Source organism: Bradyrhizobium macuxiense (assembly GCF_007993935.1).
Lineage (GTDB): Bacteria > Pseudomonadota > Alphaproteobacteria > Rhizobiales > Xanthobacteraceae > Bradyrhizobium > Bradyrhizobium macuxiense_A.
The window spans coordinates 336,669-349,769 of the sequence record NZ_VITY01000009.1 but is presented as its reverse complement, the minus strand read 5'-3'; the positions used below and the strand labels follow the sequence as shown (position 1 = coordinate 349,769).

Annotated in this window: 10 protein-coding genes; 2 read left to right on the top strand and 8 right to left on the bottom strand. The window is 63.8% G+C overall.

All coding sequences use genetic code 11. The features are described from left to right. Positions 1–12: 12 nt before the first annotated feature. The 4 genes from FBZ93_RS24755 to FBZ93_RS24740 all read right to left on the bottom strand — a co-directional run bounded on the left by FBZ93_RS24755 (position 13) and on the right by FBZ93_RS24740 (position 4,814). Positions 13–1,413, bottom strand: coding sequence for an L-serine ammonia-lyase (locus tag FBZ93_RS24755; RefSeq protein ID WP_146989424.1), 1,401 nt, complete (start codon positions 1,411–1,413; stop codon positions 13–15). After that, the gene (locus FBZ93_RS24750; protein ID WP_146989283.1) at positions 1,410–2,579 is read right to left on the bottom strand and encodes a M20 aminoacylase family protein; all 1,170 of its coding nucleotides are present in this window, start codon (positions 2,577–2,579) and stop codon (positions 1,410–1,412) included. The genes FBZ93_RS24755 and FBZ93_RS24750 overlap by 4 nt, the downstream gene beginning before the upstream one ends. Positions 2,580–2,603: 24 nt before the next feature. Continuing rightward, on the bottom strand, positions 2,604–3,878 hold the full coding sequence (locus tag FBZ93_RS24745; RefSeq protein WP_246667629.1) for a DUF3100 domain-containing protein: 1,275 nt from the start codon (positions 3,876–3,878) through the stop codon (positions 2,604–2,606). Between the two features lie 342 nt (positions 3,879–4,220). Next, positions 4,221–4,814 (bottom strand): GNAT family N-acetyltransferase, encoded by a 594-nt coding sequence (locus FBZ93_RS24740; protein ID WP_146989279.1) that lies wholly within the window; start codon positions 4,812–4,814, stop codon positions 4,221–4,223. A gap of 191 nt (positions 4,815–5,005) precedes the next feature. Between FBZ93_RS24740 and FBZ93_RS24735 the strand changes: the two genes are divergently transcribed. Both FBZ93_RS24735 and FBZ93_RS24730 read left to right on the top strand, forming a co-directional pair. Beyond that, on the top strand, positions 5,006–6,622 hold the full coding sequence (locus FBZ93_RS24735) for an AMP-binding protein (RefSeq protein WP_146989277.1): 1,617 nt from the start codon (positions 5,006–5,008) through the stop codon (positions 6,620–6,622). 332 nt (positions 6,623–6,954) lie between these two features. Continuing rightward, complete coding sequence (locus FBZ93_RS24730; RefSeq protein ID WP_146989275.1) at positions 6,955–9,264, top strand: tetratricopeptide repeat protein; 2,310 nt, start codon at positions 6,955–6,957, stop codon at positions 9,262–9,264. A gap of 255 nt (positions 9,265–9,519) precedes the next feature. On the opposite strand, the gene FBZ93_RS24725 is transcribed toward FBZ93_RS24730, so the two are convergent. The 4 genes from FBZ93_RS24725 to FBZ93_RS24710 form a co-directional block, all read right to left on the bottom strand. Further along, on the bottom strand, positions 9,520–9,963 hold the full coding sequence (locus tag FBZ93_RS24725; protein WP_146989273.1) for a nuclear transport factor 2 family protein: 444 nt from the start codon (positions 9,961–9,963) through the stop codon (positions 9,520–9,522). A 40-nt stretch (positions 9,964–10,003) separates the two neighbouring features. Further along, a complete protein-coding gene (locus FBZ93_RS24720) occupies positions 10,004–10,741 on the bottom strand; it encodes an alpha/beta fold hydrolase (RefSeq protein ID WP_146989271.1) in 738 nt (245 codons plus the stop codon). An 86-nt stretch (positions 10,742–10,827) separates the two neighbouring features. Next, positions 10,828–11,826, bottom strand: a complete 999-nt coding sequence (locus FBZ93_RS24715; protein WP_146989270.1) for a SphA family protein — start codon at positions 11,824–11,826, stop codon at positions 10,828–10,830. A gap of 150 nt (positions 11,827–11,976) precedes the next feature. Next, positions 11,977–12,975, bottom strand: a complete 999-nt coding sequence (locus tag FBZ93_RS24710) for an AraC family transcriptional regulator (protein WP_146989268.1) — start codon at positions 12,973–12,975, stop codon at positions 11,977–11,979. Between the last annotated feature and the right edge of the window lie 126 nt (positions 12,976–13,101).

The window sequence follows — 13,101 nt, the reverse complement described above, 5'->3', positions numbered from 1 at the left end:
TCGTGTTTCGCGTCAGCATTCCACGACGTTCACCGCAAGTCCGCCCAAGGACGTTTCCTTGTATTTGGACTTCATGTCTTCGCCGGTTTGCAGCATCGTCTTGATGACGGCATCGAGTGAGACATAGTGCTTGCCGTCGCCGCGCAACGCCATTCGCGCAGCGTTGATCGCCTTGATGGCGCCCATTGCGTTGCGCTCGATGCAGGGGATCTGCACCAGTCCGCCAACGGGATCGCAGGTGAGACCGAGATTGTGCTCCATGCCGATCTCGGCCCCGTTCTCGACCTGCGCCGGCGTACCGCCGAGCACGGCCGTCAGGCCGCCCGCGGCCATCGAACACGCGACGCCGACCTCGCCCTGGCAGCCGACTTCCGCGCCGGAGATCGAGGCGTTCGCCTTATAGAGCATGCCGATCGCGGCCGCGGTGAGCAGAAAGGTGATGATGCCGTCGTCGGTCACGCCGGGACTGAACTTGACGTAATAGTGCAGCACCGCCGGAATCACGCCGGCGGCGCCATTGGTCGGCGCGGTTACGATCCGTCCGCGCGCTGCATTCTCCTCGTTGACCGCCATCGCGAAGGCGTTGACCCAATCCATCGCGGCGAGCGGATCGACGCCCTCGGTGTCGCTGTTGCGGACCGACAATTCGCGATAGAGCGCCGGCGCGCGACGGCGAATGTTCAGCGGGCCGGGCAACGGTTCGGCCGCGCCCGCATTGCCGATCCCGAAGCCGCGCTCGACGCATTGCTTCATCGCATCCCAGATCTTCAGGAGACCGGCCCGGACCTCGGCCTCGGTGCGATAGACGCATTCGTTGGCGAGCATCATTTCCGCGATCGAGCGGCCACTCTCCTGCGCGCGCGCCACCAGCTCCGCGCCGGTGCCGAACGGATATGGCCAGATCGAAGGCGCGCCGTCGGCACCATCGGGCGCATCGTCAACGCCGCGCTCGATCACGAACCCGCCGCCGATCGAGAAGTAATAGCGTTCCGCCAGCAGCGTGTCGCCGGCCGCGAACGCCACGAGGCGGATCCCGTTGGGATGTTCCGGCAGCGCGCTGTCGGGCCTGAACACGATGTCACGTCCGCGCCGGAACGCGACCGGATGAACATCGAGCAGCCGCAACTCGCCCGAGCGTCGAATGTCCGCAAGCCGCGGTGCGACCTGGGCCGGATCGACCGTATCGGGCTTTTCGCCGAGCAGGCCGAGGATCACGCCGAGGTCGGTCGCATGCCCTCGTCCGGTGGCACCCAGCGATCCATAGAGATCGGCGCGGACCCGCACCGTTCTGTCCAGAAGGCCAACGCGCGCGAGCGCACGGACGAATTGTCCGGCCGCGCGCATCGGCCCCACCGTATGCGAACTCGAGGGGCCGATGCCGATCTTGAAGATGTCGAAAACCGAAAGCATCAGGCAGCAGGCAGTTGTTGCTTCACCAGTTCGACCCAATAGGCGGCGCCGAGCGGCAGGATGGCGTCATTGAAATCGTAGTATGGATTGTGCAGCGGCGGATCGTTGGCGGTTTCGCCTGCGCCGATGCAGATATAGGCGCCTGGGCGCTCCTGCAGCATGAAGGCAAAATCCTCCGATCCCATCGCCGGCTTGATGTCGGTTTGCACCTGTTCGGCGCCGACGAGGCTTGCGGCCGCCGCAGCCGCGGCATCGGTTTCAGCGGGCGTGTTGATCACGCCCGGATAGCCGCGCATGTAGCTGAGATCAATCTTTGCGCCATGGGTTTGCGCAACGCCGGCGCAGACCTGCTTCATGGCAGCCTCGACCTGATCCTGCACCTCGGCGTCCAGCGTCCGCACCGTGCCGCGCAATGTAACGGCTTCGGGCACCACGTTCCAGGTGTCGCCGCCATGGATCTGGGTGACGCTCACGACCGCTGCGTCCATCGCGCCGATCCGGCGGCTTACGATGCCTTGCAGCGCGGAAACGAGATCGGCCGACACCAGGATTGAATCGATGCCCTTCTCAGGCGTCGCGGCGTGACAACCGCTCCCGGTCACCACGATCTCGAACGTATCGAGGAAGGCGGTCGCAATGCCGGTCCTGATCGCGAATTTTCCACGCGAGATGTTCGGAATGTTGTGCATGCCGTAGACCGCGTCGGCCGGAAAGAGCTTGAACAGCCCCTCCTCGACCATCTTCCTGCCGCCGCCTTCATTCTCCTCGGCGGGCTGGAAAACGAAATGGACGGTGCCGCGGAACGGCCGGTGACGGGCGAGATGAACGGCGGCTCCGAGCAGCATCGTGGTGTGGCCGTCGTGGCCACAGCCGTGCATCTTGCCGGCACGTGTCGACTTGTGCGCGCGGTCCCCCAGCTCCTGGAGATCAAGCGCGTCCATGTCGGCTCGCAGCGCGATCGTCGGACCCTCGCCATTCTTCAACGTTCCGACCACGCCCGTTCCGCCGAGGCCGCGATGGACCGGGATCTGCATCTCCATCAACGCATCGGCCACGAGCTGGGCCGTGCGGTGCTCTTCGAACGCGGTTTCCGGGTTGGCATGGATGTCATGACGCCAATCCCGCATCCGGGTGCAGATATCGTCGGCGATTCCAAATTCCTTTGACATGCGTGGGGTCTACCTGTCCGTTGCTTAGCGATGGAAGAATTCGGCGATCGATGTCGCACCGAGGAACGTGCCTGCGGCGGCCGTCAGCGAGACCACCACGATACGCCAGCTCAGCTTCCTGAAGATCGGAAGGTCCTTGGCCACCGAGAAGCCGGCGAGCGTCAGCACGGGGGTCGTGAAAGCCAGGAAGTTCAGCTTGTCGACCGAGCCGATCATCGCGTTGGAGAACGGCAGCAGGCCGGGGATGCCGAGCACCGTGGTGACCACGACCAGGATGAGCATGTGCGGCACCTTGGTCAACAGCCGGGCAAGAACGTCGACCAACAGCACGACGGCGAGCATGACCAGGAGACCTGCCCCCGATTGCAGCAGCGGCACCTTGTAGGTGAGGGAATTGCCGATCAGGACGCCGCCCGCGACAGTGACCCAGGCGAGCAGCGAGTCCGAGAAGCCGAACGCGCCGCGCTTTGCCTCGCCGACGCTGGCGATCGACGGCCCGAGGTCTCCCAACCTGGAGTTCGAGAACCGGCCGAGCACTGGCTCGAGCCTGTCATACAGCCAGGAGCACACCGGCAGCGAGAAGAACAAGGCGAAATAGAACCCGAGGACGGCGGTCATCAGGTTCGCCGCCGAAGCGATCGCGATGAGCTCCTTCGCCATCTCGGGCGGGTTGTGGCCGTTGATGGTGCCGATCGCGGCCGCCATCATGCTGCCCGAACCGACCCCGGCGCCCATCGCAAGCGAGCGCGGGTCGAAGATGTGCAGGCTGGCGACAAAGCCGGCCAGCAGCGCGATGAACAGCGCGCCGAGCACGGTGCCGGTGATGTATTCGGCCAGCACGCCGCGCCCCTCTGCCGAGTTCATGCCGTACTTCTCGCCGATGATCACCAGATTGCCTTCACGGCCGATCGAGAAGGTCGCGCCGACCGCCTCGCGCTTGACGCCGAGCAAAAGCGCAATCGGCAGGCCGAGGACCAGCGTGCCGAAGGTATGTCCGAGCTCCTGAAACAGCAGCGCCCAGCCGGCCTTCTGCACCTCCGGAAGCGCTCCACCGACCGTGAATGCCATCTTGACCACGAAGAGCAGCAGGCCCGCGTTGAGCAGTTGTCCCGCGTAGGTCTGCAGTCCGGGCCCGATCCGCGCGGCGGCAGGCAGATAGCGCGCTGAAAGGCCCCATGCGGCGGCGATCAGCAGCGCCCACACCATCGGTTGAAGCAGCACCGTGCCCGGCCCGATCCGAAACTGGACGATCCCGATCGTCTCGGCGACGGCAACGATGATCAGAACGGCAACGAACAATGTGAGCTTGCCGGAGCTTGCGGAATCGACTGCCTGAGCAGACTGGTCTGCGGACGGAGAAGAGGTCGACGTCATAGTGCTGGACACCTCAGGAAAATGATTGCGAGGCAATGCGGTGAACGGTGAACCAACTTGCCCGCCCAGCATCGGGGAGAACGCCTGTTGCATCAATGATCGAGGTGTCAAATTTCTGTTGCATTTTTTGCAACACTCGCGAGACGCAATTCCGGCCCTGTGCAAGCCGCCGCAAAGGACATCACTCTGTACGCGTATGAGTAGGTACGCCGTCGCGAATGCGAGCCGCGCGAGGAGGCGATGCAACTTCTTCGGCAGTAGCCCGCGCTACTCGATCGCGCTGGATGAGCCGTTCGGCTCGAGCTTCTGCACCTCCGACACGTTGACACCGAGCACCACGATGTCGTGCGTCTTGCCCTGGAGGTCCTTCACTTGATCGCGCAATAGCGCCTCGACGCGGAAGCCGAGCGCCTCGAAGATCGCGATCGCCCGGGTCTGGTCCGACGTCATCTGCACGGTCAGGCGCTCGAGGCCCATCGACAGCGCGAGATCGAAAGCCTCATTGGAAAGCGCCCGCCCGATGCCGGTCCCACGCACATGCGAGGCAATCACGGTCCTGATCTCACCGACATGGGCCGACCACGACATTGGGTCCCGCACGATCGCACCGCACCCCACCACTGCGTCATCCTTGACCGCGAGCAGGCTGACGATCGAGCCGCGTTCGATCTCCTTGATCCATGCCGAGAGCACCTTCTGCTCGCTGATATTCCGCGGCAGGAACAGCATGTCGTGCACGGCAAGCGCCTTGGCGAATTTGAGGGTGGCGGCCTCGTCGGCAGCTCCCATCAACCGGAACTCGACATCTCCACTCTCGAAGTTGACGCGACGTGGATAGGATCGCATCTTGGTATTCCTCATGCAGACGGCTCGCTCAATCAAAGGTTCGCACTTCGCCGCAACCGCCCTTGCGGGCGCACCGCGTTTCTCTCGCCTGTCCTGCACGCGAGAGCCGGATCACGCAAGCCGGGCGTGCCAATGTCCGAATATAACCCCTGAAGCGGCCAGTTTGCACCTTTCCCAGCTGGCATGAGCACAAGAGCTTTTCGACAATGACCAATACAAGCGCGCCCCGGAGCAACGACGAACGACCGCTGCATGAAATACTCCGGCAGCATGCCCGCGAGCGGCCCGAGAAACCGGCCTGCATCTGGTACGGCCGTGCCGTCACGTTCCTCGAGCTCGACCGCGCCAGCGATGCATTTGCGGCGCGCCTGCAACAGCTCGGCGTCGCCAAGGGCGAGCCGGTCGCGCTGTTCATGAACAACTGCCCGCAATACATGATGGCGCAGTACGGCATCCAGAAGATCGGCGCCATCGCCTCGCCTTGCGGCGCGCTGAACAAGGAGCACGAACTCGGCTATCAGCTCGACGATCTCGGCGCGCGCGTGATCGTCGCGGCCGAACCGCTGCTGCCGATCGTGCGGCAGGTCCGCGACAAGACCAAGCTCGAACATGTGTTCGTGGTCCGCTATGCCGATCTGCTGCCCGAGCGGCCCCAGATCGGCGTTCCGGACGAACTGCTGGGATCGGCGCCCGAGCCCGTCGATACAGCCGGCGACACCGAAGACTTCCTTGCCGTCACAACAAGCGATGCACGGCCGGGCGCCGTCGCGATCGACATGAACGACACGGCGCTGATGATCTACACCTCGGGCAGCACCGGCCGGCCCAAGGGTGCGATGCTGTCGTATCGCAACGTCATCTACAAGACGGCGGCGACCGTGAACTGCAACGGGATCGGCGCCGATGACGTCCTGCTCTCGATCGCGCCGCTCTACCACATCGCGGGCATGGTGATGGGCGTGAACGCGCCGGTCTACGCGGGCGCGACGTCCGTGCTGTTGTACCGGTTCGATCCGCTGGTGACGGCGCAGGCGATCGACCGTTACCAGGTGAGCTGGTGGTACAGCGTGGCGCCGATGAATGTCGCGATCACGCAGCTGCCGAACATTTCCGACTTCAAGCTGAGCAGCCTTCGCGTCAATCCTGTGACCAGTTTCGGTATCGACTGGACCGAAGCGCTTGCCAGGCAATGGCAGGCCGTCGCGTCGAACTGCGAAAGCTTCGAGGCCGCGTACGGTCTGACCGAGACACATACGGTCGACACTTTCATGCCACGCACGGCGGTGCGCTGGGGCACGCATGGCAAGCCTGTGCCCGGCAACGAGATCCGGATCGTCGATCCGGATTCGGGCACAGACACGCCGGCCGGTGTTCCAGGCGAGATCGTGATCCGCGGCGCGGGCGTATTCAAGGGCTACCGCAATCGTCCCGACGCGACGGCGGAAACGCTGCGCAACGGCTGGCTGCACACCGGCGACATGGGCCGCCTCGATGCCGACGGCTATCTGACCTTCATGGGGCGCTTCAAGGAGATGATCAAGGTCTCCGGCTACAGCGTCTTCCCCGAAGAGGTCGAATCGATCCTGAACAAGCACCCGTCCGTGGCAGCGTCGGCGGTGATCGGCATGCCCGACGCAACGAAGGGTGAGGTGGTCAAGGCCTTCATCGTCCTGGCCCCACGCACTGAACTGGACTCGGCGCGGCTCGTGGCATGGGCGCGCGAGAACATGGCGCCTTACAAGGTGCCGCGGGACGTCAGCTTCGTCACGGAATTGCCGCGCTCACCAGCCGGCAAGCTGCTGCGGCGGCGGCTCAAGGACTGACTCTGCAGCGAAGTTGCCCTGAACAGCGGACGGTGCCACCTGGAAATCCCGGCCGGCTGAGGGCCGCTACTTTCGATTAAATTAAGCAAAATAAAGTACTTACCTTTGAAATTCATTGCCGGCCAGGACACCACGCGATGCTGAAACGACGCGAGAGCGAAGACGGGCGGCCTGGGTCCCATCCGGCAACGTTCGATTTTCCCAGCACGGGCACCATCTTCATTTCGGCATTCACGGCCATTCGCCCGCTTTTGCTGCTATACGGCGGTAGCCGTGTTGGTAGATTGCAATGCGGTTGGTATTGCGATTTTGGAAGCGCGTGAAGACGTCGGATGCCCGAGACAGGTGAACCTCAAAAATCCAATTCGACCGCCGCTCAGCCCGTGTTCGCGCAGGCTCTCGCGCTGCATCAGCGGGGGCAGTTGGCGGCGGCAGAGAAGATCTATGAAGACATTCTCCGGCAACAGCCAAGCAACTTCGATGCGCTGCATCTGTTAGGCCTGATTTCCGCGCAGACCGGCCGCAGCGAGCGCGGCATTGATCTGATCCGGCGCGCGATCAGGCTCAACGGCAACGTCGCGGACGCGCACAACAACCTTGGCAACGCGCTGCGCGCCTTGCGTCGTTTCGACGAAGCGCTCGCGAGCTTCGACAGGGCGACGGCGCTCAAGCAAGACCTTTCGCCGGCGCTCTACAATCGCGGATTGACGCTCGCAGACCTTGGGCGCCACGAGGAGGCGCTCGCAAGCTACGATCGCGTGATCGCGCTGGTGCCTAGCCACGCAGAGGCCTATCGAAACAGGGGCGCCGCGCTGAGAAAGCTCGGGCGACTCGAGGAGGCCCTGGCGGGCCTGGACAGGGCGATCGCGCTCAAGCCCAACGATCCCGGTGCACACAACGATCGCGGCAACGTGCTCAATGACCTCGAAAGGTTCGATGATGCGCTCGCCAGCTACGACCGGGCGCCGGGAATTGCCGGCGCGTGCTACAACCGCGGCAACGTGCTGATCAAACTGGATCGTCTCGAAGAGGCAGTTGCAAGTTACGACAGAGCGATCGCACTGCGGCCCGACTATGGCGAAGCCTACAACAACCGCGGCACGGCGCTGCTCAAGCTCAGGGATCATGAGGCGGCGCTCGCCAGCATCGACAAGGCGATCCAGCACAAGGGCGACGATGCGGCCGCCTACGCCAACCGCGGCAAGGTTCTGTCCATGCTGGCGCGCTACCAGGAGGCACTCGCTGCCTATGACAAGGCCGTCGCGCTCCAGCCGGATCAGGCCGACATCGAAGGCTATCGCCTGCACGCCAAATCTCAGATTTGCGACTGGAGTAACTTCGACGCTGAGTGCGACCAACTGATCGATTCGATCAGGAACCGGGACGCGACGGCGGCGCCATTTCTGTTTTGTAGCGTGCCGTCATCGGCCGCCGACCAACTGCTATGCGCCACGCGATGGACCGCGAAGAACCATCCGCCCTCTGAAAGCCAGCGCTGGCGGGGCGAGCGCTACCATCACGATCGAATTCGCATCGGCTATTTCTCGTCGGATTTTTGCAACCACGCGACGTCGCATTTGATGGCAGGGCTGTTCGAGTGCCACGACCGGTCGAAATTCGAGACGGTGGCAATCTCATGGTCGCCCAAAGACCCCACGGAGATGCGTCGACGGCTGGAGGCGTCGTTCGATCGATTTGTCGAGGTCGGGGACATGAACGACGATGCGGTCGCCGACCTGATCAGACGATTGGAAATCGACATCCTGGTCGATCTGAAAGGCTTCACCGGGGGATCCCGCACCAGGGTTCTTGGCCGCCGGCCTGCCCCGATCCAGGTCAGTTATCTGGGTTACCCGGGAACACTCGGTGCCCCGTTCATCGACTACATCATCGCCGATCGTACCGTGATCCCGGACCACCATCGCGAATTCTATAGCGAAAAGGTGGTCGCTCTGCCCGACACCTATCAGGCCAACGACGACAAGCGCGCCATTGCCGAACGTATGTTCACGCGCGGCGAGGTGGGGCTGGCCCCGACCGGCTTCGTGTTTTGTTGCTTCAACAACAACTACAAGATCAACCCGCAGATGTTCGATCGGTGGATGAGAATTCTCGGCCGCGTCGAGGGCAGCGTGTTGTGGCTGCTCGAAGCCCACGCCGAGTCTGCCGCAAATCTGCGAAACGAGGCGGTCGCGCGAGGCGTCGCGGCGGAGCGCCTTGTCTTTGCACAGCGCATTTCGATGCCTGACCATCTCGCACGCCATCGCCTCGCCGGCCTGTTCCTCGACAACACGCCCTACAACGCCCACACGACCGCCAGCGACGCGCTATGGGCCGGCCTGCCGGTGCTGACCGTTTTAGGCGACACGTTTGCCAGTCGGGTCGGCGCGAGCCTGCTCCATGCGACCGGTCTGCCCGAGCTGATTGCGGAATCGCCGGAAGCTTACGAGCACATGGCGGTGGATCTTGCGACCCATCCTTCGAAGCTCGCTGCGCTCAAAGCCAGGCTGGCGGCCAATCGGCCGACGGCACCGTTGTTCGATACCAAACGTTTCGCCCGGCATATCGAGGCCGCTTACACCGCGATGCATGAGCGTCACCGGGCGGGACTTGCGCCGGATCATATCGACGTCCCGGCGTGATCGTTGCGGCGTCGCCGGCTTGCGCGGCCGGTCTGGTTTCGAAGGCCCTTCGCGCGAACCGCTAATGCCAATGCCCAAAGCTGCTTCATCGGCCCTACCAAAAGGAAGTAGGGCCCTCTGCAGACGTGGACCGTCGTCAACAACTACGGCACACCGGTAACGATGCGCTATTCGCCGAAGGGGCCCATCGGCATCAGAACAGAAAGCGGTCGCGCGATCGACGATCCGCCGAGCAAGGTCCTGGTAATGATACCGTCACGCGCTCTTGGCAACCGGCGCGACCACCGGCTTGGCGTCGCCGAACATCGCCGGATCGATCGTCAACTGAAAGCGCTTGAAACGCCAGCCCTCGCCCGTCCGCTTCACGATGCAATCGCCGCCCGCGGTGGCGATTGCAACCGGCCCGGTCGCGATGTTCATCTTGGTGATGTAGAAGCGATAGCGTGCCCCCTCCTCGTGGGCATCGACGACGTGGTTGGTAAGGAAATGCCGCACGCCGTCTTCCTTGCCGGCCGCGATGTGCTTGGTGATGAATTCCTTCACCGCGGCAGGACCGACGAACTCGCCGTAGGGGGCGACGAAGACGCCGTCGTCGGCAAAGCCGGAGGCGAACCCGCCGGCATCCTCGCTGTCGAGCCCGATATAGGTGCGCGCGGTGAGTTCCTGGATGTCGATCTTGTCTTCGGTCGTGATGGTCATCGATAGTCTCCCTTGGGTTTCAGTATTTGAATGAATGGATTCAGGCGGACGCAATGTGCCGGCGCAGCAGCGCGTTGAAAGGCTCGCCAACCTTCTGGACGGCGTGACCGGCACCTTGCAGGCAGTGGCATTCGACGTTGAACAGGTCAGCGAGCCGCCCGCTGATGCCGTCAAAGGCTTCGCTCCAGCCGCCGGTGACGACGAGCTTCGGGAAGCGTGCGTCGGCGACCGCGCCGACCGGCACGTCGACGCCCCAGGGACGCTCGGTGACGAGGACGCCGGCTGCAGCGTTAACCGGCGGGGGAAGCGGATCAGGCATCGGCATGTTCATCTCGAGCGCCGCCAGGAAGCCCGTCACGAAGGCGTGGCGCTTCGTCCGATCGGCGGTGGCCCAATGCTTGCGCATCGCCTCCGCCACGCGGCGCACCGGGGGGAGATCGGACGCCAGCGCAAAGGCCGGCGGCTCAATCACCGTGAGCGAACGCACGAGGTCGGGACGGCGGCCCGCAGCGTTCATCGCAACGATCCCTCCCATCGACGTGCCGACCAGATGGGCGCCGTCGCCGAGCAACTCGATGACATCAGCCGCGTCGCGAAGGACATCCACCGCATCGATCGGCGCGGTGTCGCCATAGCCGCGGCGGGTCATGACTGCAAGGGCGAAGGTGTCGGCCAGCGGTTTCTGCTTGCCGAACGCGGCGGCGCCGACGCCAAGGCTGCCGTGGACAAGGACGATCCGGTCTCCTCCACCACCCCAATTTTCAACTGCATAGGACATCAATGGTCTCCGATTTTTCGATGGCGCGATGTGCGATCACACGGCGGCGTAGCGCCGTGTCGAGCGTTGCGCGGACGCGAATGCTGCTATTTGCGAAACGATGTACGCGTTGGCGCGGGGGCCGGCGCATCGGGCGCCCACAGTCGGTAGCTCAGGTTGGCGAACACCGTGAACCCGCGCGAGACGGCCGCACTGTCGATGCCGGGCACTGCAGTCCCTCCGGAAACGTTGGCCGACAGCTCGTGCGTCGCCCACACGCTCAACGCGGCGGGACCGAAATTGTATCCGACCAGCGCGCCGGCGGCCCAGATGTCGTAACGCTTGAGATTGACCGCCCCGCCATAGAATGCGCTGGACTTGTCGTCGCTCACCTGTCCGACATAGTAGCCGACCGGACCGAACGTCCAGTTGCCGATGGTTTTGGTCGCGGTGAACTCGGCATGCAGCACGTTGCCGCTGGTGTAACCGGTCACCGAGCTCGCGGTGTTGATTTCCTCGAACAGGTTGGCGGTGAGATTCCAACCGTCCTTGAAATAAGAGACGACGAGGTTCGGCTGGAAGGTCCACCAGGGCGCGCCGACATTTCCAAGCCCGTTCGAGCCTGAGGTGGTGCCGGTCGGCATCCACATGCCGAAACCCGATTTGACGTACACACCGCTGTCGGCGAGCTTCCAGCTCAGCTCCGCCGGCGCCAGGAACGTATTGTGCATGCCGAGCGGATTGACATTCACCGGCGAGCCGACGTCGAGCATCATGAACGGTTGCACGATCACCGCATCATAGGTTGCGCCGAATACCGTCCATCCGGGCACCCAGAGCAATCCTGCGGCCCCGGCCGCGATGTGAACGGAGGTCTTGCCGTCGCCTGCGGCGGTGGGCGCGCCCGGACCGACGATCGATCCCGAATAGGCCACCGCCTGATCGAACATGTAGAGGCCGGCCGGCGGCGTGATCGCGGCATTTCCAAGTACAAGGCCCGGCTTCTGCGCCGAGCCGATGTAGCCGGCCTCGAACGCAGAAGCCTCCGTGCAAGCGATCGCCAGGCCGACCGTCAATCCTGTGGTAAATATCCGTGTAGAAAGCATGTCCCCTCCGATCCAATGTCTCCTGCTCTCATCACCGGATGGCGGCGGCAGGTTTCGTTGGCTGGAATGTTGGACAGAGGGCGGCGCGGCGCTATCGCACGCGCGAAGACGGCTATCGGAATCGCGAAAATTTTTCGTGTACGCGCGGCGCTACGAGCGGCGTTTTGCCAGTACGACGGACGGCTTCTCGCCGAACCGTTGCTTGAACCGCGCCGAGAAATCGCCGAGATGAAAGAAGCCGCATTGCAGCGCGACGTCGGTCACCGCAACACTGCCGGGTTCGGATGACAACAGAATGGCGTGCACCCGGTCGAGCCGTTGCGCGCGCAGCCATCGGCTCGGCGACGTCCCGAGATCGCGCTGGAATCCGGCCTGGAGGCTGCGCAGGCTGAGCCCGCAGTGCCGTGCGACCTGCCCCAGGCTGACCGCATCGGCGATGTGCTCCCGCATATAGTCCATCGCCTTGCGCACCTGCGCCGACGGCGCCGCCCCGTTCGCCGCAGCGATCGGGCCGCTGAAATTGTTCGGCTGCGCCATCAGCAGCGATTCGATGATCAGTTCCTCGAGCCGCACCAGCATCTTCGGATGCGCCAGCGCCTCGCTGAACATCGACAGGCTGGCGGCGGCCTCGAGCAGCTTGTGCCAGAACGCCGGGAAGCCGCGCAACGCGAGATCGAAATGAACCGGCGTCGCCTTGTCGAGGCCGAGAAGGTTCGCGCAGGCCACCTCGACCCGCCGGCGGTCGAGCCGCAGCAGGATCTGGTCGAACGCGCCATCGATGTCGAGGCGAAATTCCCGGTATGGCCCTACGATCGTGCCGTGGCCCGGTGTCACCTCGGCAACCGCCGAGCCATAGCGAAACTGCGCACTGCCCCGAACCGGCAGCGTGACGAGGAAATTCCCCTCCTCCGACAATTCGGGCACCACCGTGACATCGCCGCCATAGCGCAGCCGGTTGAGCGAAATCGGCCCTATTGGCAGATGATGCAAACGCGCGGCGAGCTTCGCGCGCCGCCCTCGCATAGCCAGGTCGTGCGGCCGGAGCATCCTGCTGCATCCCTCGACGACCTCGTCAAGGTCACTGCTTGCAAGAACCAGGTGCTTGGCGTCGAACAGACGACCTGCGATGAACGAGGTCGACACGGCCATCACTGCTGCTCCTCTCCAATCGTCGGCGACACCTCAACATCGCAACCATAGCGCAGTCGGCCGATTGGCGCACGATATCGCGCTATCGGCAACATGGTTCTGCCGCATCGCAAAACCCGCCATTGG